Genomic DNA, 23491 nt, shown 5'->3' with positions numbered 1-23491 from the left:
GTTAGCCAGCGTTCATAAAGCGCGCACGGGTCAGGGCCTGGGCAACTGGCTGAGCGGATCGACGGGCGTGCGGCCCCGGCGCAACTCGAAATGCAGCTCGGGCCGGTCGGCGAAGCCGGTCTGGCCCGACAGCGCCAGCGTCTGGCCGCGCTTCACGCTCTGGCCGCGCTGGACCATCAGCTTGGAGGCATGGCCGTACACGCTGGTCCAGCCATCGCCATGCTTGACGATCACGAGTCCGCCCAACGCCGCGATGCCGTCCCCAACATAGGCGACCACGCCGTCCGCCGTCGCCTTGATCGGCGTACCGAGCGGTGCCGCGATCTTGATGCCATCATTGCGCTCGCCGCTGGAGCCCGCGCCGAACCGCTTCACGACGCGGCCGTCGATGGGCCAGGCAAAGCCTGAGCGCAGCCGGGCGGGGGCCGCCACCACGGCGGTCGGCGGCAGGACGCGGCGCGGCGTCGCGCTGGGTCTTGCAGGTTCCTGGTTGCTGGCCAGCGCGGGCTCTCCGCCGGTCAGGATGTCGTCGACGTCGAGCGTAAAGGCGGCGGCGCGCTCCGCCGCGCTGCTGATCGGGGTGGCCCCGGCGGCGGTGCCGGGGATCAGTATGCGCTGCCCGGCGCGCAGGACATAGGGTTCGCTGAGCGCATTGGCCTCGACGATGCGCGACCAGGCGACGCCGTAGGCGCGTGCGATGGCGATGCCGCTCTCGCCCGAGCGGACCAGATGATAGCGGCCAGCGGGAATGGTCAGGCGCTGGCCCGCCCGGATCATGAAGGGCGGGGTCAGCGCATTGGCGCGGGCGATGACTTCCGAACCGGCGCCCGTGCGATCCGCCACGCCGCGCAGCGTGTCGCCGGGCTTCACGACATAGACGCTCTCCGTGATCTCCCGCGCATCGGGTGCGACGGGGCGCAATTCCCAGGACGGGCGCGGGGCGGGCAGCGAGGATACGGGGGCGGTCGATACGGGCGCCGGTTGCTGTACGATGGATCCCGCAGCAGGCGGGCGCTGGGCAGGCCGCGGCGTGGTGACGGGCACCGAGCGGCGGATGGCCGGGCGCGTGGAACCGGGCCGGGATGCGCCGGGGCGGGATATACCGGGGCGGGGGGCGGGTGTTGTCGGGGCGGGCCGCATCACCGGACCGGCCTGTGGCGGCACGGTTGCGACCGGGGCAGGGGGGGCGACCGGCTCGGCGGCGCGCATGGGAGGCTCCATATTGGGAATGCAGCCCGATACGAGCAGCCCCAGCCCCAAGATCCGCCCGATGGCAACCGATGTCCGATCCAACCCCTTGTCCCCCCAGAAAGCCGTTTCGCGATCCGTTCAGCGATAGGCTTCGTTAAGCATAACGAATGAGGGGTCATGCGTCAGGTCGAGTTGCAAAGGCGTTACCGCGATGTGATCGGCGGCAATGGCATCGAGATCGCTGTTCATGCCCGGCCGATGCGGCAGGCGGCCCAGCGCCAGCCAGTAATAGTCATAGCCGCGCGGATCGGCCCGCTTCTCGAACCGCGCCCGGCCATAGTCGCGCAGGCCCTGGCGCGCGATGCGAATGCCCTTCACCGCGTCCGGGGCGACCGGCGGGAAGTTGACGTTGATCAGCGTGCGGGGCGCGAAATCCAGGTCGAGCAGCGGCCGCAGCACCCGCTCGCCCCAGGCTTCGGCCGTGGCGAACGAGACCTGGTCGCCCACGCCCTGCGTCGGATAGCGCTGGCTGAGCGCGATCGAGCGGATGCCCGCCATCGCCCCCTCCATCACGGCCGACACCGTCCCGGAATAGAACACGTCTTCGCCCAGATTGGCGCCGCGATTGACGCCCGACAGGATCAGGTCGGGCCTGGCGTCCTTCATCACCTCGCCCAGCGCCATCAACACCGAGTCGGTCGGCGTGCCCGTCACGGCAAAGCGTCGCTCACCAAATTGCCGCAGCCGCATCGGCCGGGTCAGGGTCAGCGAGCGGCTGGTTCCCGACTGGTCCTCGGCCGGGGCGACGATCCAGACATCGTCCGACAGCGTCGCCGCGATCCGCTCCAGGGCGGCAAGCCCCGGCGCGTGATAGCCGTCGTCATTGGTGAGCAGGATGCGCATCAGCGCGGCTCCAGCACCGCTTGCCCGCCCAGATAGGGGCGCAGAACCTCTGGCACGACGACCGAGCCGTCGGCCTGCTGGTAATTCTCGATCACTGCGACGAGCGTACGACCGACCGCCAGCCCCGAGCCGTTGAGCGTATGGACGAAGCGCGTGCCCTTGCCCTCGGTGGGGCGATAGCGGGCCATCATCCGCCGCGCCTGGAAATCGGTGCAGGTCGAGCAGGACGAAATCTCGCGATAGCGCGCCTGTCCGGGCAGCCATACCTCCAGGTCATAGGTGCGCGCCGCCGAGAAGCCCATGTCGCCGGTGCAGAGCAGCATCCGGCGATAGGGCAGGCCCAGCGCCTCCAGCACCCCCTCGGCACAGGTGGTCATCCGCTCATGCTCGGCATCCGACTGGTCGGGGGTGGTGATCGATACCATCTCGACCTTGTCGAACTGGTGCTGGCGGATCAGGCCGCGCGTGTCGCGCCCCGCCGCACCCGCTTCCGAGCGGAAACAGGGGGTAAGCGCGGTGAAGCGCAGCGGCAGCTCCGCCTCGCTCAGGATCGCCTCGCGCACGATGTTGGTCAGCGAGACCTCCGCCGTCGGGATCAGCCAGCGGCCGTCGGTGGTGCGGAACAGATCCTCGGCGAACTTTGGCAGCTGGCCGGTGCCGAACGCCGCTTCATCGCGGACCAGCAGCGGCGGCTGGACCAGCTCGAAACCGTTTTTCTCGGTCATCCGGTCGAGCATGAACTGGCCGAGCGCACGCGACAGCCGCGCCATGGGGCCGCGCAGGAGGGTGAAGCGGGCGCCCGACAGCGCCACGCCGGTCTCGAAATCCATGCCGAGCGCGGGCGCGATCGCGTCATGCTCGCGTGCCTCGAACGCGAAGGTCGCGGGTTCGCCCTTCTGGTGGACCAGCGCATTGTCATTCTCGTCCGCGCCCTGCGGCACATCGGCGGCGGGCAGGTTAGGAATGGCGGCGAGCGCGGTGTTCAGTTCGGCCTCGACGGCGCGTTCCTGCTCTTCCAGTTCGGGGAGCCTGGCCTTCAGCGCGGCGACCTCATCCATCAGTCCTTGCGCGCGCGCATCGTCCTTGGCCGCCTTGGCCTGGCCGATCTGCTTGGACAGGTCGTTGCGGCGGGTCTGCGCCTCTTGCGCCTCGGCGATGATCGCGCGGCGGCGCTCGTCGATCGCGATCAGCGTGTCGGCCTGGGGTTCCGCGCCCCGCTTGGCGAGGGCGGCGTCGAAGGCGGCGGGGTCGTCCCGGATCAGGCGAATGTCGTGCATGGGGGCGAGGCTATGGCCTTCGCTCCGCCGTCACGCAACCCGTGGCGAAGCGCCCGCGTTATCCCAGTCCATAGAAGGAGAAACGCGATGCAGGTGCCGCATAACAGCTTCGTGCTGGTCGTCGATGGCCGCAAGAGCCTGTTCTTTCGGAACGACGGGGATGCCGAATATCCCAATCTGGTCGTCGAACAGGCGGTCGAACAGAATAATCCCGCCGATCGCGACCAGAAGACCGACCGGGCGGGCCAGGCCTCCTCGACCACCGGCGGCACGATGGGCGAGGTCGATTTCCACCAGCAGGAGGAGGATCGCTTCGCCGCCGAAACCGCCGATATGCTCAAGCGCCGCGCGCTGGCCAATGAATATGAGTCGCTGATCGTCGTCGCCCCGCCCAAGACGCTGGGCGAGCTGCGCAAACATTATCACAAGGCGGTCGAGGACCGGCTGGTCGGCGAGCTGGCCAAAGACCTGACCGGGCATCCCGTGCCCGAGATCGAGGCCGCGCTGCAAAAGGCGTAACGGCCACCCGGCGGCGGCGGCGGGTCAGGCCGTTTTCGGCTTGGCCAGTCGCCGCCGGATGACCAGGGCCGCCGCCGCGCTGCCGAACAGCAGCACCATCGGCGGGGCGGGCACCGGCGTCGGGGGCGGCGTAACACCACCCGAGGACGAGGCGCTGCTGGCCGAGGAGGCGCTCGACGCCGAAGACGCGCTGGAGGCGGAGCTGGCCGACGAGCCGTTCGACGACCAGCCGCTGCTGCTCGACGCATAGCCGCTCGACGAGGCCGAGGAGGCGGACGACGCTGAAGAGGCGCTGGACGCGCTCGACGAACTGACATTGCCCGACGACGAACTGGTCGAGGACACATTGCCCGACGAGGTGGAGGAACCGCCCGTCGACGAGGTGGACGACACATTGCCCGATGATGTGGAAGAGCCGCCGGTCGACGAAGTGCTCGACACATTGCCCGAGGACGATGTGCTGGACACGTTGCCGCTCGACGAGGTGCTGCTGACACCGCCGGTCGAGGTGGAGGAACCGCCCGAGCCACCCGACGCGGATGACGTGGACGAGCCGCCCGAACCCCCGGAGCCGCCCGACGCTGACGAAGTGGAGGTCGACCCGCCGCTGCTGGTCGAGGATATCACGATATTCCCGCTCGATCCGCCGCCGCCGCCGAATCCAAAGCCACCACCAAAGCCACCACCAAAGCCACCGCCGAAGCCGCCACCCCAGCTGCCGATGACCGCAGGGATATAGCCGCCGCCCGTTGCCGCCGGTGGCGCACTGGCGGGGAGGGGGATGGGAACCGGGGGTTCCTGGGTCGTGACGGTCACGATCGTCGGAGGAGGCGTCGTGGTGGTGGTCCTGGTCGTGCGCTTGACCACATGCCGCCGTGCGGCCGGCGGGCGGTGGTGAACGATGCGCTTCTTGACCTTGGTCTGCTTGACCAGCGCCGGGCGCTCGGGGCGATCGACCATGTGGACGGCCCCGCCGCCAATGACGGCACCGCCAGCGACACAGGCCGTCAATTTCGCCAAGGCCATACGCACAGACATCGTCACATCCTCAAACGGTTCAGGCCCGCAAACGACACGGGTCGGACCAAGGCTTCAAACCGGGCGATGGTTCCGGCATCGCCGCCCGGCCGCCCAACGGCACCCCTTTCAGCGTTCTGTCATCACAGTGACCAACAAAGGCTTAAGGTCAAACCCATTGTTGGCGGTCCGCGTCTAGCTTTGGGATTCGCTCCCCCGGACGAACCTGTCTTTAGAGGCATAGGCGGCTCGGCGACAGTGGGGATTCGATGATCGGGTCTGGAAACTGACCATAATGGCACCAATTCGTCCATGTCCGGTTAACATCGCAACTTTATTATAGAAAATGGCAAGACGATGAAACGCCGGTCGCTTGCGGCAGACGGTGGCACCGATTATAGGCCCTCTCGACCATCAGGGGGCGGCCCCGAGGACACGGTGCCGAACGTCGCACCGACGGGCCCTTTGGGAGAGTGGTATGGCGACGGTGTTTAATCGCGTGACGGAATCCACCGGCCCGGATGTGGCCAACGATATCGACGAGAATTATCGTCCCTCGGCGGACGAGCCGTTCATGAACCTGAAGCAGCAGGCTTATTTCCGCCGCAAGCTGATCGCCTGGAAGGAGGCGATCCAGCGTGAGGCGCAGGGCACGCTGTCCCAGCTTCAGATCGACTCGCTGCGCGAGCCCGATCTGACCGACCGTGCGTCGAGCGAAACCGACTGGTCGATCGAGCTTCGGACCCGCGACCGCCAGCGCAAGCTGATCTCCAAGATCGACGCCGCGCTGCGCCGGATCGAGGAGGGCGAATATGGCTATTGCGAAGTCACCGGCGAACCGATCAGCCTGGGTCGGCTTGAAGCCCGCCCGATCGCGACCATGACGGTCGAGGCGCAGGAGCGTCACGAGCGGAACGAGAAGGTTTCGCGCGACGACTGATCCACCGGCTCGGTGCCCCGGTCCGCGTTGCGCGGGGCGCCGGTACGGGGTTCGGGTCGCGCTATATGGGCACGGACGAGAAAGACGTGTCCCGTTCGTCAACAGATGTCTGGAACCGCTCTGATTAGGGGGTTGGCAACGTGATGATGCGTATCGCATGGTCGCGCGAGTGTTAACGGGCAAGCGGGAACGATCAGCATGGACGTGACGAACCGCGCACCCGAAAATGGGTCTGCAATGGCGGAAGACGAACTGGAACGCAGCGACCGGGCCGGACGGCGCGACAGCCTGTTGCTGATGGCGCAGATGACGCTGGGCGACGAAACCGCCCCCCGCGACGTGCGTGTCCGTAATATTTCCGAGGGTGGCCTGATGGCCGAACTGCCCATTTCGGTGGAAATCGGCACGCCAGTCGCGTTGAACCTCCGTGGCGTCGGTGCGGTGTCGGGGCGTATCGCCTGGTGTACCCAGGGCCGCGTGGGCGTCGCCTTCGACCGTCAGATCGATCCGACGCTGGTCCGCAAGCCGGTAGGCGGCGGCACATCGACGCCGGAATATGCCAAGCCCGCGACAGGCCTGAAGACCAAGCCGTTCCACCACTGATTCGGGAATGATAGCGGGGTTGGGTGTCGGGCGGCATGTGCCGCCGACATGGGCCGCGGCGGGTCGGCTGACCCGCGCGGCCGCGTCCAGGCTATAGGCCTTGGATCTCTTCTTTCAGTTTGAGCTTCTGCTTCTTGAGATCCGCCAGGATCAGCGCGTCTGGCACGGGACGCTGTGATTCGGCGCTGATTCGCCGGTCGAGCGTGGCGTGCTTGGTCTCCAGGGCCGTTTGATGCGCCGTATGCATGGGCTTCAACCTCCTGTCATTGCTTGGGGGAGTAAGTAAAACACCAAAATCGCCGTCTGTCCTCATCCATTTTCGTCAGAATCGACCGGATGAGGCATTTGGCGCGATGACGTGATGCGGGCTCTCGCCGTGCGCCTTCGGGCTTGCTAGAGGGGCGGGATCGGTGTCGGGCTGTCTTCCGGGCCGGTCGCAAAGGGGGAGCAGGATGGACGTCACGCTGGCACGCGCGCGGATCGACATGTTGCGAACCGAGCATCGCGACCTGGACGATGCGATCGCCGCGCTGCTGCAATCCTCGACCCCCGACCAGTTGCAGATCGCGCGGTTGAAGAAGCGCAAGTTGCGGTTGCGTGACGAATTGGCCGAGTTGGAAGATCGGCTGATCCCCGACATCATCGCCTGACGATTCCGGCCGCCAGACCGCTTCGTATCGGGACAGCCCGCACCGCGCGCCGTCTTGTTCCCGGGGCGGATGTCATGCGAGCCAAGCGCCATGCCCTCCCTCGCGTCCCGATCCCCGTTCCATGCCAAGCTGATCGACGGCCTTTATGTCGAGGCCATGACCCTGGCGGAGGCGGCGCGTGGCTATTTCGACGGGATGGGCCGTGACGAACGCGATGGGCTGGACCCGATCATGCGGGTGGTCTTTTCCTGCGAATCGCTGAAGGTGACGACACGGCTGATGCACGTCATCGCATGGATCCTGACCCAGCGCGCGGTCGAGGCGGGGGAAATGGACTGGGCCGAGGCGCGCCAGCCGGTTCGGCGCCTGGGGACCTCGCCGGATACCGACGACGCGCAGCTTGCCGCCTTGCCCGAGCCGGCGCAGTGGCTGACCCGGGCGAGCCTCGACCTGCACCGCCGGGTCGAGCGGCTCGATGCCATGGCCGATGACGGGGTTCCGGCCATCAGTCCCGTCCAGGCCTTGCAGGCGCGGCTGGGCCGGGCGTTCTAGTCGCCGACCATTCTCCCCTCGGCAGGGGAGGGATAAGGGGTCAGCGACAGTCTCTGCCGTGCCGCCTCATATTGACGGCGAAGCTCCGCGACCCGTTCGGCAGCCGGAACGATACGGTCGACCGCGCCGATGCCTTGCCCCGCGCCCCAGATATCGCGCCAGGCCTTGGCCGCCTGGCCACCGCCGAAGTTCATCGTCGACACATCGCCTTCGGGCAGATGGTCCGGGTCCAGTCCCGCCGCAATGATCGAGGCGCGCAGGTAATTGCCATGCACGCCGGTAAACAGGCTGGAATAGACGATGTCGCTCGCGCGCCCGTCAACCACCGCCTGCTTATAGGCCTCCGCCGCATTGGCCTCGACGGTGGCGATGAAGGGTGAGCCGATATAGGCGAAGTCCGCTCCCATGGCTTGCGCCGCCAGGATGGCGCCCCCGGTCGCGATCGATCCTGCGAGCGCCAGCGGGCCGTCGAACCAGCCACGGATTTCCTGCACCAGCGCAAAGGGCGACAGCCGGCCGGCATGGCCGCCCGCCCCCGTCGCCACAGCGATCAACCCGTCCGCGCCCTTCTCCACCGCCTTGCGTGCAAAGCGATCGTCGATCACGTCATGCAGCGTGATCCCGCCCCAGTCATGGACGCCCGCATTCACATCCTCCCGCGCGCCCAGCGAGGTGATGACGATCGGCACCTTCCACTTGGCGCAGACCGTCAGGTCGGCCTCCAGCCGATCGTTGGAACGATGCACGATCTGGTTGACCGCGAAGGGGGCGGCGGGCCGATCGGGATGCGCCCGGTCATGCGCGGCCAGTTCCTCGGTGATCCGGTGCAGCCATTCGTCGAGCAGGCTGGCAGGCCGCGCGTTCAGCGCCGGGAACGAGCCGACAATCCCCGCCTTGCACTGGGCGATGACCAAGTCCGGGTTGGAGATGATGAACAGCGGCGACCCGATCACGGGCAGGGTTAAACGGTTCAGGGGGGGGCGACTCAGGTCAGGGGGAAGGCTCATGGCTTTACGATAACGTAAAGGTAAAGGCTGTCCAGCCGGGCAAGGTCTTTGCAACATTATTACATGACCGTCATTTGCTTTGCGGCGGACAGGGCGTAGAGATTTGCGCATTCCCATTGAAAGGCCCTGATTGCGATGAAGTCCGCCCTATCGGTCCTGTTGGCCCTGACCGTCTCCACCCCGGCGCTGGCGGCGGGCCAGCTGCCCCAGACCGTCGCGCCGGTTCTGTACGACATCACCGTGCGGCCGGATGCGAAGGCGCTGACCTTCACCGGCGAGGAGACCGTCGATGTCGAGGTGAAGCAGGCCACCGCCACCATCGTGCTGAACGCGGCCGAGCTGACCGTCACGCGCGCGACCTTCGACGGCAAGCCGGTGCCCTTCGTGGCGGACAAGGCGGCGCAGACGCTGACCCTTACCCTGCCGCAGGCGGCAAGCATCGGGCGGCACAAGGTCGGCTTCGCCTGGACGGGGACGATCAATCGTTCGGCCAATGGCCTGTTCGCCATCGACTATACCAATGCCGACGGCTCGGCCGACCGGATGCTGGCGACCCAGTTCGAGGCGCCCGACGCCCGCCGCTTCGCGCCGATGTGGGACGAACCCGCCTTCAAGGCGAAGTTCCGCCTGACCGCCACCGCGCCCAAGGGGCAGCGCGCGATCAGCAACATGCCCGCCGAAGCCGTGACGACGCAGGCCGATGGCAGCCAGCTCTATCGCTTCGGCGAGACGCCGGTGATGTCCAGCTATCTGCTGTTCTTCGGCTCGGGCAATCTGGACCGCAAGACGGTGGCTGCGAACGGCGTCCAGATCGGCGTGGTCAGCCGCAAGGGCGTGGTCGACCAGGGTGACTATTCGCTGGGCGCGGCGACCAAGCTGCTGTCTTATTACAACGACTATTTTGGCACGCCCTATCCGCTGCCCAAGATGGACATGATCGCGGGTCCGGGCTCCAGCCAGTTCTTCGGCGCGATGGAGAATTGGGGCGCGATCTTCTATTTCGAGAACGAACTGCTCTTCAATCCGCAGGTCATGAGCGAGAGCAACCGCCAGCGTATCCACACCGTCGTCGCCCATGAAATGGCGCACCAGTGGTTCGGCGACCTCGTCACCCCGCGCTGGTGGGACGACCTCTGGCTGAACGAGGGCTTCGCCTCGTGGATGGAGGGCAAGGCCAGCAACGACCTGAACCCCAGTTGGGAAGCGGCGGCGGCCAGCGTGTCGGGCGAGCGCGAGTCGGCGATGGGCATCGATGCGACCAGCGCGACCCACCCGATCATCCGAAAGGTCGAGACGGTCGACCAGATCGGCGAGGCATTCGACAGCATCACCTATCTGAAGGGGCAGGCGGTCATCGGGATGCTCGAATCGACGCTGGGCGCCGATACGTTCCGCAAGGGCATCCGTGCCTATATGGCGAAGTATAAATACCAGAACACGGTGACCGAGCAGCTCTGGGAGGAACTGTCCAAGGCGTCGGGCACCAATGTCGCGACGATCGCGCATGACTTCACGCTGCAGGGTGGCGTGCCGCTGGTCACGCTGCAGGGTGCGCGCTGCGAGGGCGGCAAGACGGTCGCGATGCTGACCCAGGGCCGGTTCGGACTGGACGAGGCGTCGAAGGCGGCCCAGACCTGGCATGTGCCGATCCGCGTTGCGACCATCGGCGGGGCCGAGACGACCGCCATCGTGACCGGCGCGGCACCCGCCCCGGTCACGGTCGGCGGCTGCGGCACGCTGGTCCTGAACCAGGGCAAGGGGGCCTATACGCGCGTCATGTATGACGGCGCGGGCCATGCCGCGATCGTGCGCGACTATGCGAAGCTGGCGCTGAACGACCGTCTGGGAACGCTGGGCGACGACTATGCGCTGGCGGCGGGCGGCTATCAGGATCTGAGCCGCTGGTTCGACCTGATGGCGCAGGTCACGCCCGAGGCCGATCCGCTGGAATGGCAGACGGTGGCGGGCGAACTCGCCCGCCTGAACGGCCTTTATGAGGGCACCCCGCTTGAAAAGCCGCTGCGTGCGCGGACGGCGGCGATCCTGTCGCCGGTGCTGGCACGGATCGGGTTCGAGCCGAAGCCGGAGGACGGCGCGCTCGTCTCGAACCTGCGCGAGACGCTGATCGGGCAGCTGGGCACCAGCGGCGATGCGATGGTCGCGGCGCGGGCACGGGGCTATGTCGCCGCGCTCGCCAGGAACCCCGACGCCATTCCGGGCGCCATCCGCCAGCCGATCCTGGCGACCTATGCCACCCGCGCGACGGCGGATGAATGGGACCGGCTGTACGAACTGGCCAAGGCCGAACGCAATCCGGTGGTCAAAAACCGCTATGTCTCGCTGCTGGGCTATGCCGAGGACGAGACGGCGGCGCGGCGGGCGCTGAGCGTGTTGAAGGACAATACCTTCACCCCGCCGCAGCGCGCCGCGCTGCTCCGCTCGATCGCGGGGGCACATCCCGACATGGCGTTCGACTGGGCGGTGGCGAACAAGCCGCTGGTCGACAGCTTCCTGGAGGAAAGCAACCGTGCGACCTTCATCGTCGGACTAGGCGCGGGGTCGAACGATCCCGCCATGCCCGGCAAGATCGAGGCCTGGGCCAATGCCAACCTGCCCGAAGGTTCGCGCGGCGGGGCCAGGCGGTCGATCTCGCAGATCGCGGTGCGCAAGGCGGTCGCCGATCGCCTGAAGCCCGCCGTCCAGGCCTGGCTGTCGCGCTGATATAAAGGCTGGCGGGGGGTATTCCCCCGCCAGCCCGAACCAACCCTCCGTTCAGCCTGAGCGACGACGAAGGCCAAGGCGACCGATAGCCGTGCCTCCCACGCCGACCCATGGCGCCATCCCATCCGAATAGAAACTGGACCCCGGCCTTCGCCGGGGAACGGTCTGGATCGGGACCATGCCCGTGGCCTTCGACCTTGGTCAGAGTGAACGGGGCAAAAGGATAATTGCCCCACGCCCCCGCATGCTCTTGCCTTGTATCCCGAAACACGAAACGATCACGACCCCGTCACCCATTTCGTGAGCCTTTCGTGATCCGCAACAGCCTCGCTTTCCTCCTCGCCGCCACCGCCATGACCGCGCCGCTTGCCGCGCAGGAGGAGGGGGAGAAGAAGGCTCCACACCATGAGGCCGCCAAGGCCGAGGCGGAAGCCGCCTGGGCGCGCGCGCCGCTGGAGGAGACCGAGGTCCGCCACCGCGACAGCGTGACCATCAATGGCCGCGCCTATCCCTATATCGCCTCGGCGGGCACGCTGACCGTGCGCGATATCGAGGGCAAGCCGACCGCCTCGATGTTCTACACCGCCTATACGCTCGACGGCACCAAGCCAGGCACGAAGCGGCCGGTGACGTTCCTCTATAATGGCGGGCCGGGATCGCCATCCTTCTGGCTGCGCATGGGCTCGTTCGCGCCGATCCGCATCCGCACAACCAGCCCGGAGTTCGTGCGGCCTGCGCCCTATGATGTCGGACCGAACCCGGATTCGCTGCTCGACAAGACCGACCTCGTCTTCCTCGACGCGATCGGCACCGGCTATTCGCGGCCGCTGGGCGATATGAAGCCTGCGCAATTCTACGGGGTGGACGAGGATGTCGATGTCTTTGCGGGCGCGATCCAGCGTTACGTCACCAAATATGGCCGCTGGATGAGCCCAAAATTCCTGCTCGGCGAAAGCTATGGCACGCTGCGCTCGGGCGCGCTGGCCTATCAGTTGCAGGAAAAGGGTATGGCGCTGAACGGCGTCGTGCTGCTCAGCTCGATCATGAATTACGGCTATCGACAGCCGGGGCTGGATCAGGTCTATCTGAACTATCTGCCCAGCTATGCCGCGACCGCCTGGTATCACAACCGCCTGGCCGATCGTCCGGCCGATGTGGCGACCGTGGTGGCGCAGGCGCGTGCCTTTGCGGTCGGACCCTATATGTCGGCACTGGCCAAGGGGCAGAGCATTTCGCCGCAGGAGCGCGACCAGATCGCCGAGCAGATGAGCCGCCTGATCGGCATCTCGCCCGATTATATCAAGCGTGCCAACCTGCGCATCGACCTGCCGCGGTTCCAGAAGGAGTTGCTGCGCGGATCGGCGCGGACGGTGGGGCGGTTCGACTCGCGTTACCTCGGCATCGACACCGACGCGGCGGGCGAACGGCCGGAGAAGGATGCTTCTTCCGACGCGATTTCAGGGGCTTATATCGCATCCTTCCAGGATTATCTGCAATCGACGCTCGGCTACAAGACCGAGTTGCCCTATCGCCTGTCGGCGCGCGACGCGGCGGGCTGGACCTGGAACTGGAAGCACCGGTCGCCCGACGGGGCGCAAAACAATCCCAACACCGCAATCGACCTGGGTGCCGCGATGCGGGCGAACCCGTATCTGAAGGTGCTGTCGATGAACGGCTATTACGACATGGCGACCCCGTTCTTCGGCACCGAGAACGATCTTGGCCATATGATGCTGGAGCCTGCGCAGCAGGCAAATCTGCGCTTCACCTATTATCCGGCCGGGCACATGACCTACCTGAATCCCGACGCGCTGCGGAGCATGAAGGCGGACTTGTCCCGCTGGTATGACGAGGCGGTGAGCGATGCGAAGTCGTCCACCCCGCCGGTGCCGCCTTCGGGACAGGGGGCGCGGTGAAACTTGGATCGTTATCACAGCAGGTCACAAAATCTATAGCGTCAACGTCTCATAGTCCATGATATGCGACGTTGACGCAGTAAATTTAAGCCAAACCATGCGAGTGCATGTGCTCACCGTTTGCTTCCCATGCGCCAACAATGACTCCTTCGAACATCACACGACTAATCTCGTCCCTCCAGATTATGTAGAGAGTGCCCTTGTAATCTGCGAGCTCGGTGATGGCACCATCCCACAGTCTTTGATACTTATGACTCAGGTTCCGCATTGTAGCATTAGCGTGACCCCATGTCTGGTTTAGGCGCTCAATGCGTGAATCGACCTCACGCTCGGCGGACAGCTTAGGAACTGTCGGTAAAACATCTGGCGAGCTTTCACCGCACTCCTCATGTCCTTCCACAAAGCTCAAGCTGAGTATGTACTCACTCGCGTTCACAGCCTTCTCCCTGTGATGACCCGTCCAACAATGATTTGCATGCCCTCACGCCAATATCCGATGGATCTTCATCAGGCACCTACGCCTTTTCAGCAAAGGTACGAAGCTGCAGCGGGAACGCAATAAAAACCATTTATGGTGTGCGCAAATTGCAATGTTGGGATATCATGGTGGACGCACTTGGGCTCGAACCAAGGACCCGCTGATTAAGAGTCAGCTGCTCTACCAACTGAGCTATGCGTCCGATGCCGGTCTGCGGCATGGCGGGGAGCCAAGTCCCCGTCTGGTGGGGCGGCTATTAGCCGGGCATGTCCGACCTGCCAAGGGGGTTTTTGACATTTTTTTGGCCGTCGGGACCGAATGTCCGGCCCCGACGGCGCAAGTCCTTCAATAACCGACCGTAAAACGTTGGCGGATGTGGCGGGGCTGCTCGATCTCATCGACCAGCGCCATAGCATAGTCCTCGAACGAGATGCTGCTGCCCTGCTCGTTCGACAGGAGCGTATCGGTGCCCAGGCGGAAACGGCCGGTCCGCTCGCCGGGGACGAACATCGCGGAGGGAGAGAGGAAGGTCCATTCCAGATCCTCCACCTCGCGCAGCCGGTCGAGGAAGATTGCGCCTGCGCTGGCCTCGGTCTTGTATTCCTCGGGGAAGCCCGGCTGGTCGATCAGGCGCTGGCCGGGCGTGACCTCAAGGCTGCCCGCGCCACCGACGACCAGATAGCGCTTCACGCCCGACACGCGGACGGGTTCGATCAGCGTGGCCGGATCGTTCGGCGCAAACGGCAGCGAGAGGACGACCGCGTCATGTCCGCGCAGCGCCTCGGCCAGCGCATCCGGCGCGTTCACATCTTCCGAGACCGGGGTGACGCCCGGCAGGGTGGCGATCCGGTCGACGTTGCGCGCGATGGCGGTCACGGCATGGCCACGATCCGACAATTCCTTCAGGATGCGGGAGCCGGCATTGCCCGAAGCTCCGATCAGGGCGATCTTCATGGTCTTTCCTTTCCATGGTCCACTTTGTAGACCGTCGAGCTATGCAGGGCGCCGCTCCCCCACAAGACGTCATTTTTGAGGGACCAGGTCACATGGATGTGACCATGGCGCTGACCGGGGAGGGCGGGTGTCCGATCCGCGACGTGCTGGACCGGATCGGCGATCAATGGAGCCTGCTCGTCCTCGCCGCGCTGGAGCCGGAGACGTTGCGCTTCAACGTGCTGCTGCGGCGGATCGGTGATGTGTCGAAACAGATGCTGTCGCGTACCCTGCGGCGACTGGAGGAAGACGGCTTTGTCGAGCGGACGGTCTATGCCGAGGTGCCGCCACGCGTGGAATATAGCCTGACCGAACTGGGCCGGTCGTTCCTGGAGCCGATGCGTGCATTGATCCGCTGGGCGGATGGACATCAGCGCGAAGTAGAGGCGGCCCGCGCGGCCTATCGCGCGCGGGCCTGACCCCATTCTGTCATCAGGCGATGTGAACCGCCTTGGTTATCATATGGTTGGCGATGCCTTCGGGGCCGTCTTCCGAGCCGTACCCGCTTTCCTTGACCCCGCCAAAGGGCGCATCGCCCCAGCTGAGCCGAACGGTATTGATCGCGACCATGCCCGCCTCGATCTCGTCGGCCAGCTGGTTCTGGCGGCGGCCATTCTCGGTAAAGCAATAGGCACCCAGGCCGAAGGGCAGGCGATTGGCTTCGCCGATCGCATCCTCGGTGGTGGCGAAGGGGCGGATCAGCGCGATCGGGCCGAACGGCTCTTCATTCATCGCCTTCGCGTCGAGCGACACATCGGCAAGTACCGTGGGCGCGAAGAAGAAGCCGTCTCCGCCTTTGGCCTCGCCCCCGGTCAGCTTGCGTGCGCCGTTCCGCACAGCGTCCTCGATCATCGCGCCGATCGCCTCGGGGCGGCGGGGGTTCGCCATCGGCCCCATCTGCGTGTCGCTCGACAGGCCGTCACCGATCTTCAGCGCGGCGGCGCGCTCGGCAAAGCCCTTGGCGAAGCGCTCGTAAATCCCCTCCTGCACATGGAAACGGGTGGGCGCGACGCAGACCTGGCCCGCATTGCGGAACTTGTGCGTGACCAGCAGGTCGAGCGTCTTGTCGAGATCGCAATCGTCGAAGACCAGCACCGGGCCGTGGCCGCCCAGCTCCATGGTCGACTTCTTCACCGTATCGGCGGCGAGCTTCAGCAGGTGCTTGCCGACCGGCACCGACCCGGTGAAGCTGAGCTTGCGCGTGACCGGCGAGGCGAGCAGGTGGCGCGACACCGCATCGGGTACGCCGAAGACCAGCTGGGCGACGTCACCGGGCAGCCCCGCATCCTGGAAGCAGCGCATGATCGCAATGGCGCTGGCCGGGGTTTCCTCGCTGGGCTTCAGGATGACCGAGCATCCGGCGGCGATAGCGGGCGAAATCTTGCGCGCCGGGTTCATGACCGGGAAATTCCACGCACAGAAGGCCGCGACCGGGCCGACCGGCTGGTGCAGCACCAGCGAGCGGGTGCCGGTGGGACGCGGCAGCACCCGGCCATAGATACGGACCGCTTCGCCCGCATGGAAATCCAGCAGCGCGGCGGTGGCGGCGACTTCGCCGCGTGCCTCGACGATCGGCTTGCCTTCCTCCAGCGTGGCGAGTCGGGCCAGTTCCTCGGCGCGCTCGCGGACCAGCGCGGCGGTGCGATGGAGGACGGCGGCACGCTCCTGCGGCGCGACTTTACGCCACTGCTCGAACCCGCGCGCGGCGGCCTCCAGCGCGCGGTCCATGTCGGCGGCGGTCGCCAGCGGCAGCTCGCCCAGCGACTGGCCGGTCGCCGGGTTCAGCACGTCCTGGGTGTCGCGCCCCTGCGGCCCCAGCCACTCGCCGCCGATGTAAAGGCCGGTTTTTACGTCAAGCTGCTGGGCGGTCATAGGCGTCCTTTCGGAAGGGGTGAGGGGGGTGAATGCGGGCCGGAGATCGGTCTTGTCCGCTGCCGATACAAGGCCGCGAAAGGCCGAAACGGGCTTCTGTCAGGATCGAGGGAGCAAAAGCAGGGCTTTGTGCGTCCCAAGCTTTACGGCATTTCCTATCGGGGGGATCGAGATAGGTTACGCGCCGAAACGAAAGGGACGGGTCCAGATGCGAGCACCATTTCCGGCCATGATGGCCGCGTTGATGATCGGTACGATCGGTCTGGCCGGCTGTTCGGGGGGCGGCAATGGCAAGGGCTCGGTCGGGCTGCTGAACGTCAGCTATGATCCGACGCGCGAGCTGTACAAGGATATCAATGCCGCCTTCGCCAGGGACTATCAGGCCAAGACTGGCAAGACGGTGTCGTTCCGGATGAGCCATGGCGGTTCGGGCAAGCAGTCGCGCTCGGTGATCGACGGGCTGTCGGCCGATGTGGTGACGCTGGCGCTGGCCTATGACATCGATGCCATCGCCGAGCGGGCCAAGCTGCTGCCCGCCAACTGGCAGAGCCGCCTGCCCGACAACAGCGCGCCCTATACCTCGACCATCGTGTTCCTGGTCCGCAAGGGCAATCCCAAGGGCATTCGCGACTGGGCCGATCTGGTGAAGCCGGGCGTGCAGGTCATCACCCCCAGTCCGAAGACCAGCGGCGGCGCGCGGTGGAATTTCCTGGCGGCCTGGGCTTACGGCAAGAAGGCGGGCGGTTCGGATGCGGCGGCGCAGAAATATGTCGCCGACCTTTATGGCCATGTGCCCGTGCTGGACTCCGGCGCACGCGGGGCGACGACGACCTTTGTCGAGCGAGGGCTGGGCGATGTTCTGATCGCTTGGGAGAATGAAGCCTTGCTGTCCGAAAAGGAGCTGGGCGCGGGCAAGTTCGATATCGTGGTGCCCTCCATCTCGATCCTGGCCGAGCCACCGGTCGCGGTGGTCGACGCCAATGCCAAGGCGCATGGCACCGAACAGGTCGCGACCGAATATCTCAAGTTCCTCTATACGCCCGAGGGGCAGGAGATCGCCGCGCGCAACTTCTATCGCCCGCGCGATCAGGCGGTGCTGGCCAAGCACGCCGCGACCTTCCCCAAGCTGGACATGGTGACGATCCAGGATTTCGGCGGCTGGGGCGCGGCGCAGAAGCGGTTCTTCGCGGATGGCGGAGTGTTCGACGCCATCTATGGCGGCGGCAAGCGGCGCTGATCGCGGTGGTGCGGACGAAGCGCCGCTCGGCGCTGCCGGGGTTCGGCCTGACCATGGGCATGACCATTTTCTGGCTGGGGCTGGTCGTGCTGGTTCCGTTGTCGGCGCTCGTCATCCGGGCCGCGGGCATGGGCTGGGACGGCTTTGCCGAGGTCGGGCTGTCGCCGCGCGCGCTGGCCGCCTATCGCCTGAGCTTCGGGGCGGCGCTGGCGGCGGCGGCGATCAATGCGGTGTTCGGGCTGCTGATCGCCTGGATCCTCGTCCGCTATGAGTTTCCGGGCAAGAAGCTGATCGACGCGGCGGTGGACCTGCCCTTTGCGCTGCCGACGGCGGTGGCGGGTATCGCCCTGGTGTCGCTCTATTCGGAAAATGGTTGGGTCGGGTCGCTGCTCACGCCGCTTGGGATCAAGGTCGCCTATACGCCCCTGGGTGTGACCATTGCCCTTGTTTTCATCGGCTTGCCGTTCATTGTTCGTTCGGTCCAACCGGTGCTCGCCGATCTGGGGCGCGACGTCGAGGAGGCCGCCGCGACGCTGGGCGCCTCCCGCGCGCAGACCTTTGGCCGGGTGATCCTGCCCGCGATCGCGCCAGCCCTGCTGACCGGCTTTGCGCTCGCCTTCGCCCGCGGCGTGGGAGAATATGGCTCGATCATCTTCATCGCGGGCAATATGCCCTTCAAGTCGGAGATCGCGCCGCTGCTGATCATCACCCAGCTGGAACAGTTCGACTATAACGGCGCGACGGCCATCGCCTGCGTGATGCTGGTCCTGTCCTTTGCGATGCTGTTATTCGTAAACCTCCTCCAGGCGTGGCGCGCCAAGCGAGGGGCGCGATGAGCGCCTCCAACCCCACCACCATCGAAAGCCCCTGGGCGCGGCGGGCGCTGATCGGCGTCGGCTTTCTCTTTCTGGCCTTGTTCCTGTTCCTGCCCCTGGTCATGGTCTTTGCCGGGGCTCTTGCGAAGGGATGGAAGGTTTTCCTCGACGCTTTGGTCGACCCGGATGCGCTGGCGGCGATCCGCCTGACCCTGCTCGTCGCGGCTATCTCGGTGCCGATCAATGCCGTGTTCGGAGTTGCCGCCTCCTGGGCGATCGCAAAGTTCGATTTTCGTGGAAAAAGCCTGCTCATCTCGCTGATCGATCTGCCTTTTTCCGTCTCGCCGGTGGTGTCGGGCCTGATCTTCGTCCTGCTGTTCGGGGCGCAGGGCTGGCTCGGTCCATGGCTGACTGCGCATGGCGTGCGGATCATCTTCGCGGTGCCCGGCATCGTGCTGGCGACCGTCTTCGTGACCTTCCCCTTCGTCGCGCGCGAGCTGATCCCGCTGATGGCGGAGCAGGGGCGCGACGATGAGGAAGCGGCGCGGTCGCTGGGGGCGAGCGGGTGGCAGACCTTCTGGCATGTCACGCTGCCCAATATCCGCTGGGGCCTGCTCTACGGGGTCCTGCTGTGCAACGCCCGCGCGATGGGCGAATTCGGCGCGGTATCGGTCGTGTCGGGGCATATCCGGGGGCTGACCAACACCATGCCGCTGCATGTCGAAATCCTGTACAATGAATATGACTTTGTCGGCGCGTTCGCGGTGGCGTCTCTGCTCGCCTCGCTCGCGCTGGTGACCTTGGGAGTGAAGACCGTGCTGGAATGGCGTTTCGGCATCCACCGGGCGGGAGCCGCGCATTGAGCATCGTCGTCGACAATATCTCCCGCCGCTTCGGCGGGTTCACCGCGCTGGACCGTGTGACGCTGGAGACGAAGCCGGGCGAGTTCCTGGCACTGCTTGGACCGTCCGGTTCGGGCAAGACCACGCTCCTCCGGACCATCGCCGGGCTGGACTTCGCCGATGAGGGTCATGTCCTGTTCGATGGGCAGGACATGACCGGCACCCCCGCCGCCGAGCGGCGGATCGGCTTCGTGTTCCAGAATTACGCGCTGTTCCGCCACATGACGGTCGCCGACAACATCGCCTTCGGCCTGACGGTGCGCAAGCGGCGTGACCGGCCCGCCAAGGCGGCGATCACGGCCAAGGTCGCCGAACTGCTCGAACTGATCCAGCTGCCGCAACTGGGCGACCGTTACCCGGCGCAGCTGTCGGGCGGCCAGCGCCAGCGTGTGGCACTGGCCCGCGCGCTGGCGATCGAGCCGCGCCTGTTGCTGCTCGACGAACCCTTCGGCGCGCTGGATGCACAGGTGCGCAAGGACCTGCGCGGCTGGCTGCGGCGTATCCATGACGAGACGGGGCTGACCTCGATCTTCGTGACGCATGACCAGGAGGAGGCGCTGGAGATCGCCGACCGCATCGTCGTGATGCGCGGCGGCGTGATCGAGCAGATCGGCACCCCCGCCGAGGTGCAGAGCGCGCCTGCCACCGCCTTCGTGTCGTCCTTCATCGGCGAGACCAACCGGCTGCCCGTGACGCGTCGCGACGGCGTGGCGATCATCGGCGTCGGGTTGGCGACCATGTCCGACGAAGCACGCGGGCAGGGCGAGGGCGAAATCCATATCCGGCCGCACGATGTCGAGCTGGCCGAGCCGGGCGCGGCCGATGCGTTGACCGTCACGGTGCTGGCGAGCCGGCCTGTCGGCCGGTCCCGCCGGATCACGGCCCAGCTTGCCGGGGCGGCCGAGCCGCTGACCTTCGACTTGCCCGTCGCGGTGGACGCGGCTGCCGGTCAGTCCCTGTCGATCCGCCCTGTTCGTTACCGCATTTTCTGATCCCTTTTCGCCTCCAATTTCCTGACCTTTTGCGGGCATTGGCCGTTTGGGCATTTGCTAGCGGCTGGTCGTCCGGGCATGACGCGGGCGTCAATAGGGGAGATCGTCGTTGAAGGTCGGACAGGAATGCTGGCGGATCGAGCAGGCCGATCGCATGGCGGTCATCGTCGATGCGGAGGAATATTTCCGCAAGGCCCGCCGCGCGATGCTGAATGCGCGGCGGCAGATCCTGTTGATCGGTTGGGACTTCGACGCACGTATCGTCCTCGACCATGACGAGGCGCCGGGTGAGACGGTCGGCGATTTCATCTATTCACGCGTCCAGCGCCAGCCCGAGCTGGAGATTTTCCTGCTCCGCTGGGATACCGGCGCGATCAAGTCTCTGTTCCGGGGGCGGACCTTCTTCACCGTCCTGAAGTGGATGGCGCACAAGCGTATCCATACGAAGCTGGACGGCCATCATCCGATCGCCGCCTCGCATCACCAGAAGATCGTCATCATCGACGACCAGCTCGCTTTTTGCGGTGGCATCGACATGACCAGCGAGCGCTGGGACACGCGCGAACACCGCGACGACGATCCCGGTCGCAAGCGGCCCGGCGCCCAGCCCTACAAGCCATGGCACGACGCGATCAGCGCGGTGGAGGGGCCGGTGACGCACGCGCTGGGCGAGCTGTTCCGCGAGCGTTGGCATGCGGCGGGCGGCAAGCCGATGGGGCCTGCCGTGCCGGGGGCAAGCTGCTGGCCGGAAGGACTGGAGCCCGACTTCACCAACCAGCCGGTCGCCATCGCCCGCACCATGCCGGAGATGGACGATCAGGCGCCGGTCCATGAGAATGAGGCGTTGTTCCTAGCCCAGATCGCTCGGGCCGAGCGGTATGTTTATATCGAGAGCCAGTATTTCGCCTCGCGCCGGGTGGCCGAGGCGATCGCCCGGCGACTGGACGAAGAGAATGGCCCGGAATTCGTCATCATCAACCCGCTGACCGCGCAAGGCTGGCTGGAGCCGATCGCGATGGACACCGCCCGTGCCCGGCTGGTCGAGGCGTTGCGGCGGCGGGACCGGCATGGGCGGCTGCGGCTCTATCATCCCTTCACCGCCGGGGGCGAGGCGATCTATTGCCATGCCAAGATCCTGATCTCCGACGACCAGGTCTTCCGGCTCGGCTCGTCCAACCTCAACAATCGCTCCATGCGGCTGGACACCGAATGCGACCTGGCGATCGCGGTCGAGGCGGAAAGTGCGGCCGGGCGGCGGATCGCGGCGATCCGCGATGATCTGCTGGGCGAGCATCTGGGCATCGCGCCCAGGCTGGTCGGCGATACCGTCGCCCGCACCGGCTCGCTGATCGCCGCGGTCGAGGCGCTGCGTGGGCAGGGGGGACGGAGCCTGCGGCCCTATGAGGTGCCGGACCTGTCGAGCGTCGAGGAATGGCTGGCCGACAACGAAGTGCTCGACCCCGAAGGGCCGGACGAGATGTTCGAGGCGTTCAGCCAGCGCAAGGGACTGTTCCGGCGGCTGCGGCGGCGCTGATGGGTGAGGTCGTCAACTTCCGTCAGGCGCGCAAGGGGCTGGTGCGTAGAGCGGCCGAGCAGCAGGCGGCGGAGAACCGTGCGCGGTTCGGACGGAGCAAGGCTGAGAAGCAGCGGGATGCCGCCGAGCAGGATCGGATTCGTAAAAAACTCGACGGGGCCAAGCGGGAGGATTGACCCGCCAATACCCTCACCCTTCCGGCGCTTCGCGCCTCCCTCCCTCTCCCGATGGGAGAGGGAAGGGGCCCGCCCGCGTTAGCGGGTGGGAAGGGTGAGGGTGGCGGTATGCTCTTACCGCGGCGTCGCGAACCAGATGGTGTGGGTCGCGCCCTTGCCGTTCTCGCGGGCGCGGACCTTCACCTCATCGACCAGGAACCCCGCCCGCGACAGCCGCCGGGTAAAGACCGGGTCGGGTGCGGCCGACCAGATGGCCAGCACGCCGCCGGGACGCAGTGCGACCCGCGCCTCGTCCAGTCCTCGGTTCGAATAGAGCCCGTCATTGGCCGGGCGGGTCAGCCCGTCGGGGCCATTGTCGACGTCGAGCAGGATCGCGTCATACGTCCCGCGCCCCGCGTAGATGGCGTTGCCGACATCGCCCATGGCCAGCGTGACGCGGGGATCGTCCAGGCATCCGGCGGTCAGCTCGACCATCGGTCCGCGTGCCCATTCGATGATGCCGGGCACCAGCTCCGCCACGGTCACCCGCGCATCGCGGCCCAGCCGGGCGAGCACGGCACGCAGCGTAAAGCCCATGCCATAGCCCCCGATCAGCAGGTGCGGCGCATTGCGTCCGCCCAGCCGGTCGCAGGTCATCGTGCCCAGCGCCACTTCCGAGCCGCTCATCCGCGTGCTCATCAGCTCGTTGCGGTCGAGCACGATCATGAAGTCCTTGCCCCGGCGGAACAGCCGCAGGGGCTCGCCGCCCGGCACCTCGGCGATGCCCAGCAGCTCGCGCGGGGTCACTTGCCCTGACGCGCCTTGCGAGCGGCGTAGCGGGCGTCACGCGCCGCCTTCAGCTCGGCGGCCGTCGGGACCACCGGCGGGCGGGCTGCGGCGGCAGCGGCCTCTGCGGCGGCGTCCGCTTCGGCCTTCGCCTTGGCGCGGGCTTCCTCGCGGGCGGCCTTTTCCTGCTCGATCGCGGCCTTGTGGGCGGCGCGGCGCTCGGCCTCGGCGGCTTCCTTGGCCGCGCGCGCGGCGGCGCGGGCGGCGACGACCTCGGGGTCGGGCGCGGCCTTGTTGCGCAGCTTTTCCAGCGCAGCCGCCTTGGCGTCGCGCGAAGCCGATGCACGATCGGCGAAACCGGGAACCTTATATCCTGCCATCAATCATCTATCCCGTTGGGGGCCGGACGGCCCCATAGCACAACGGCCCCG

The 23491-nt window shown here is 66.5% G+C and carries 25 protein-coding genes and 1 tRNA gene; 16 read left to right on the top strand and 10 right to left on the bottom strand.

Translation table 11 applies throughout. The annotated features are described in order from the left end of the window. Nucleotides 1-30 precede the first annotated feature (30 nt). The 3 genes from SP5_RS01245 to serS form a co-directional block, all read right to left on the bottom strand. A complete protein-coding gene (locus tag SP5_RS01245; RefSeq protein ID WP_245613361.1) occupies nt 31-1209 on the bottom strand; it encodes a peptidoglycan DD-metalloendopeptidase family protein in 1179 nt (392 codons plus the stop codon). Nucleotides 1210-1329: 120 nt separating this feature from the next. Next, nucleotides 1330-2094, bottom strand: coding sequence for a 5'/3'-nucleotidase SurE (gene surE, locus SP5_RS01240; protein ID WP_042482897.1), 765 nt, complete (start codon nt 2092-2094; stop codon nt 1330-1332). Continuing rightward, the gene (gene serS, locus SP5_RS01235; protein WP_042482893.1) at nt 2094-3371 is read right to left on the bottom strand and encodes a serine--tRNA ligase; all 1278 of its coding nucleotides are present in this window, start codon (nt 3369-3371) and stop codon (nt 2094-2096) included. The genes surE and serS overlap by 1 nt, the downstream gene beginning before the upstream one ends. A gap of 87 nt (nt 3372-3458) precedes the next feature. Between serS and SP5_RS01230 the strand changes: the two genes are divergently transcribed. From SP5_RS01230 to SP5_RS01210, 5 genes are all read left to right on the top strand, one after another. Then, nucleotides 3459-3890: a host attachment family protein gene (locus tag SP5_RS01230; RefSeq protein WP_042482890.1), complete on the top strand. Its 432-nt coding sequence runs from the start codon at nt 3459-3461 to the stop codon at nt 3888-3890. Nucleotides 3891-3948: 58 nt separating this feature from the next. Next, nucleotides 3949-4140, top strand: coding sequence for a hypothetical protein (locus tag SP5_RS01225; RefSeq protein WP_042482887.1), 192 nt, complete (start codon nt 3949-3951; stop codon nt 4138-4140). A 66-nt stretch (nt 4141-4206) separates the two neighbouring features. Continuing rightward, nucleotides 4207-4629, top strand: a complete 423-nt coding sequence (locus SP5_RS01220; protein WP_052811357.1) for a hypothetical protein — start codon at nt 4207-4209, stop codon at nt 4627-4629. A 756-nt stretch (nt 4630-5385) separates the two neighbouring features. Beyond that, nucleotides 5386-5847: an RNA polymerase-binding protein DksA gene (dksA, locus tag SP5_RS01215; protein WP_042482882.1), complete on the top strand. Its 462-nt coding sequence runs from the start codon at nt 5386-5388 to the stop codon at nt 5845-5847. A gap of 198 nt (nt 5848-6045) precedes the next feature. After that, nucleotides 6046-6450: a PilZ domain-containing protein gene (locus tag SP5_RS01210; protein ID WP_052811356.1), complete on the top strand. Its 405-nt coding sequence runs from the start codon at nt 6046-6048 to the stop codon at nt 6448-6450. A gap of 91 nt (nt 6451-6541) precedes the next feature. Here the strand turns inward: SP5_RS01210 and SP5_RS18650 are convergent, their stop codons facing one another. After that, nucleotides 6542-6697, bottom strand: coding sequence for a DUF465 domain-containing protein (locus SP5_RS18650; RefSeq protein WP_076711926.1), 156 nt, complete (start codon nt 6695-6697; stop codon nt 6542-6544). Nucleotides 6698-6902: 205 nt separating this feature from the next. Between SP5_RS18650 and SP5_RS01205 the strand changes: the two genes are divergently transcribed. Both SP5_RS01205 and SP5_RS01200 read left to right on the top strand, forming a co-directional pair. Then, nucleotides 6903-7100: a YdcH family protein gene (locus SP5_RS01205; protein WP_042482878.1), complete on the top strand. Its 198-nt coding sequence runs from the start codon at nt 6903-6905 to the stop codon at nt 7098-7100. A gap of 90 nt (nt 7101-7190) precedes the next feature. Continuing rightward, nucleotides 7191-7652, top strand: a complete 462-nt coding sequence (locus SP5_RS01200; protein WP_052811355.1) for a DUF1465 family protein — start codon at nt 7191-7193, stop codon at nt 7650-7652. Here SP5_RS01200 and SP5_RS01195 read toward each other — a convergent pair. Continuing rightward, on the bottom strand, nt 7649-8659 hold the full coding sequence (locus tag SP5_RS01195; protein WP_439645590.1) for an NAD(P)H-dependent flavin oxidoreductase: 1011 nt from the start codon (nt 8657-8659) through the stop codon (nt 7649-7651). The two genes, SP5_RS01200 and SP5_RS01195, sit on opposite strands and share 4 nt — an antisense overlap. Before the next feature lie 135 nt (nt 8660-8794). Between SP5_RS01195 and SP5_RS01190 the strand changes: the two genes are divergently transcribed. Beyond that, complete coding sequence (locus tag SP5_RS01190) at nt 8795-11380, top strand: M1 family metallopeptidase (RefSeq protein WP_042482872.1); 2586 nt, start codon at nt 8795-8797, stop codon at nt 11378-11380. Nucleotides 11381-11733: 353 nt separating this feature from the next. Beyond that, nucleotides 11734-13296 carry a S10 family peptidase gene (locus SP5_RS01185; RefSeq protein WP_042483012.1) on the top strand — a complete coding sequence of 521 codons (1563 nt, stop codon included), beginning with the start codon at nt 11734-11736 and terminating at the stop codon, nt 13294-13296. Between the two features lie 604 nt (nt 13297-13900). On the opposite strand, the gene SP5_RS01175 is transcribed toward SP5_RS01185, so the two are convergent. Together SP5_RS01175 and SP5_RS01170 are read right to left on the bottom strand one after the other, a co-directional pair. Further along, nucleotides 13901-13976, bottom strand: a tRNA-Lys gene (locus SP5_RS01175). A gap of 143 nt (nt 13977-14119) precedes the next feature. Continuing rightward, nucleotides 14120-14728, bottom strand: a complete 609-nt coding sequence (locus SP5_RS01170; protein ID WP_042482866.1) for an NAD(P)-dependent oxidoreductase — start codon at nt 14726-14728, stop codon at nt 14120-14122. A 92-nt stretch (nt 14729-14820) separates the two neighbouring features. Here SP5_RS01170 and SP5_RS01165 point away from each other — a divergent pair, with 92 nt between their 5' ends. Next, nucleotides 14821-15186 carry a winged helix-turn-helix transcriptional regulator gene (locus SP5_RS01165; RefSeq protein WP_042482863.1) on the top strand — a complete coding sequence of 122 codons (366 nt, stop codon included), beginning with the start codon at nt 14821-14823 and terminating at the stop codon, nt 15184-15186. A 13-nt stretch (nt 15187-15199) separates the two neighbouring features. Here the strand turns inward: SP5_RS01165 and SP5_RS01160 are convergent, their stop codons facing one another. Next, nucleotides 15200-16639: an NAD-dependent succinate-semialdehyde dehydrogenase gene (locus SP5_RS01160; RefSeq protein ID WP_042482860.1), complete on the bottom strand. Its 1440-nt coding sequence runs from the start codon at nt 16637-16639 to the stop codon at nt 15200-15202. A gap of 229 nt (nt 16640-16868) precedes the next feature. Between SP5_RS01160 and SP5_RS01155 the strand changes: the two genes are divergently transcribed. From SP5_RS01155 to SP5_RS18645, 6 genes are all read left to right on the top strand, one after another. After that, nucleotides 16869-17876, top strand: a complete 1008-nt coding sequence (locus tag SP5_RS01155) for a sulfate ABC transporter substrate-binding protein (RefSeq protein ID WP_084220515.1) — start codon at nt 16869-16871, stop codon at nt 17874-17876. A gap of 5 nt (nt 17877-17881) precedes the next feature. Beyond that, entirely contained in the window at nt 17882-18712 is an 831-nt protein-coding gene (cysT, locus tag SP5_RS01150; protein WP_157013534.1) for a sulfate ABC transporter permease subunit CysT, read from the top strand. After that, nucleotides 18709-19554: a sulfate ABC transporter permease subunit CysW gene (gene cysW / locus SP5_RS01145; protein ID WP_042483005.1), complete on the top strand. Its 846-nt coding sequence runs from the start codon at nt 18709-18711 to the stop codon at nt 19552-19554. Before cysT ends, cysW begins: the two co-directional genes overlap by 4 nt. Next, nucleotides 19551-20585 (top strand): sulfate/molybdate ABC transporter ATP-binding protein, encoded by a 1035-nt coding sequence (locus SP5_RS01140; RefSeq protein ID WP_042482855.1) that lies wholly within the window; start codon nt 19551-19553, stop codon nt 20583-20585. Before cysW ends, SP5_RS01140 begins: the two co-directional genes overlap by 4 nt. A gap of 154 nt (nt 20586-20739) precedes the next feature. Further along, nucleotides 20740-22119: a phospholipase D-like domain-containing protein gene (locus SP5_RS01135; protein WP_084220516.1), complete on the top strand. Its 1380-nt coding sequence runs from the start codon at nt 20740-20742 to the stop codon at nt 22117-22119. Further along, complete coding sequence (locus SP5_RS18645; protein ID WP_084220514.1) at nt 22119-22295, top strand: DUF4169 family protein; 177 nt, start codon at nt 22119-22121, stop codon at nt 22293-22295. The genes SP5_RS01135 and SP5_RS18645 overlap by 1 nt, the downstream gene beginning before the upstream one ends. A gap of 114 nt (nt 22296-22409) precedes the next feature. Here the strand turns inward: SP5_RS18645 and SP5_RS01130 are convergent, their stop codons facing one another. Beyond that, complete coding sequence (locus SP5_RS01130; RefSeq protein ID WP_042482849.1) at nt 22410-23081, bottom strand: spermidine synthase; 672 nt, start codon at nt 23079-23081, stop codon at nt 22410-22412. Next, nucleotides 23078-23440 carry a DUF6481 family protein gene (locus tag SP5_RS01125; RefSeq protein ID WP_042482846.1) on the bottom strand — a complete coding sequence of 121 codons (363 nt, stop codon included), beginning with the start codon at nt 23438-23440 and terminating at the stop codon, nt 23078-23080. The genes SP5_RS01130 and SP5_RS01125 overlap by 4 nt, the downstream gene beginning before the upstream one ends. Between the last annotated feature and the right edge of the window lie 51 nt (nt 23441-23491).

The sequence above is a fragment of the Sphingomonas parapaucimobilis NBRC 15100 genome, assembly GCF_000787715.1.
Taxonomy (GTDB): domain Bacteria; phylum Pseudomonadota; class Alphaproteobacteria; order Sphingomonadales; family Sphingomonadaceae; genus Sphingomonas; species Sphingomonas parapaucimobilis.
This window is presented reverse-complemented; position numbering and strand designations above follow the sequence as displayed.

What these genes read in the sequence shown, in the direction of transcription:
- SP5_RS01245 (WP_245613361.1), bottom strand. Translation starts at nt 1,209, where the DNA reads ATGCGCGCCGCCGAGCCGGTCGCCCCCCCTGCCCCGGTCGCAACCGTG.
- surE (WP_042482897.1), bottom strand. Translation starts at nt 2,094, where the DNA reads ATGCGCATCCTGCTCACCAATGACGACGGCTATCACGCGCCGGGGCTT.
- serS (WP_042482893.1), bottom strand. Translation starts at nt 3,371, where the DNA reads ATGCACGACATTCGCCTGATCCGGGACGACCCCGCCGCCTTCGACGCC.
- SP5_RS01230 (WP_042482890.1), top strand. Translation starts at nt 3,459, where the DNA reads ATGCAGGTGCCGCATAACAGCTTCGTGCTGGTCGTCGATGGCCGCAAG.
- SP5_RS01225 (WP_042482887.1), top strand. Translation starts at nt 3,949, where the DNA reads ATGACCAGGGCCGCCGCCGCGCTGCCGAACAGCAGCACCATCGGCGGG.
- dksA (WP_042482882.1), top strand. Translation starts at nt 5,386, where the DNA reads ATGGCGACGGTGTTTAATCGCGTGACGGAATCCACCGGCCCGGATGTG.
- SP5_RS01210 (WP_052811356.1), top strand. Translation starts at nt 6,046, where the DNA reads ATGGACGTGACGAACCGCGCACCCGAAAATGGGTCTGCAATGGCGGAA.
- SP5_RS18650 (WP_076711926.1), bottom strand. Translation starts at nt 6,697, where the DNA reads ATGCATACGGCGCATCAAACGGCCCTGGAGACCAAGCACGCCACGCTC.
- SP5_RS01205 (WP_042482878.1), top strand. Translation starts at nt 6,903, where the DNA reads ATGGACGTCACGCTGGCACGCGCGCGGATCGACATGTTGCGAACCGAG.
- SP5_RS01200 (WP_052811355.1), top strand. Translation starts at nt 7,191, where the DNA reads ATGCCCTCCCTCGCGTCCCGATCCCCGTTCCATGCCAAGCTGATCGAC.
- SP5_RS01195 (WP_439645590.1), bottom strand. Translation starts at nt 8,659, where the DNA reads ATGAGCCTTCCCCCTGACCTGAGTCGCCCCCCCCTGAACCGTTTAACC.
- SP5_RS01190 (WP_042482872.1), top strand. Translation starts at nt 8,795, where the DNA reads ATGAAGTCCGCCCTATCGGTCCTGTTGGCCCTGACCGTCTCCACCCCG.
- SP5_RS01185 (WP_042483012.1), top strand. Translation starts at nt 11,734, where the DNA reads ATGACCGCGCCGCTTGCCGCGCAGGAGGAGGGGGAGAAGAAGGCTCCA.
- SP5_RS01170 (WP_042482866.1), bottom strand. Translation starts at nt 14,728, where the DNA reads ATGAAGATCGCCCTGATCGGAGCTTCGGGCAATGCCGGCTCCCGCATC.
- SP5_RS01165 (WP_042482863.1), top strand. Translation starts at nt 14,821, where the DNA reads ATGGATGTGACCATGGCGCTGACCGGGGAGGGCGGGTGTCCGATCCGC.
- SP5_RS01160 (WP_042482860.1), bottom strand. Translation starts at nt 16,639, where the DNA reads ATGACCGCCCAGCAGCTTGACGTAAAAACCGGCCTTTACATCGGCGGC.
- SP5_RS01155 (WP_084220515.1), top strand. Translation starts at nt 16,869, where the DNA reads ATGATGGCCGCGTTGATGATCGGTACGATCGGTCTGGCCGGCTGTTCG.
- cysW (WP_042483005.1), top strand. Translation starts at nt 18,709, where the DNA reads ATGAGCGCCTCCAACCCCACCACCATCGAAAGCCCCTGGGCGCGGCGG.
- SP5_RS01135 (WP_084220516.1), top strand. Translation starts at nt 20,740, where the DNA reads ATGGCGGTCATCGTCGATGCGGAGGAATATTTCCGCAAGGCCCGCCGC.
- SP5_RS18645 (WP_084220514.1), top strand. Translation starts at nt 22,119, where the DNA reads ATGGGTGAGGTCGTCAACTTCCGTCAGGCGCGCAAGGGGCTGGTGCGT.
- SP5_RS01125 (WP_042482846.1), bottom strand. Translation starts at nt 23,440, where the DNA reads ATGGCAGGATATAAGGTTCCCGGTTTCGCCGATCGTGCATCGGCTTCG.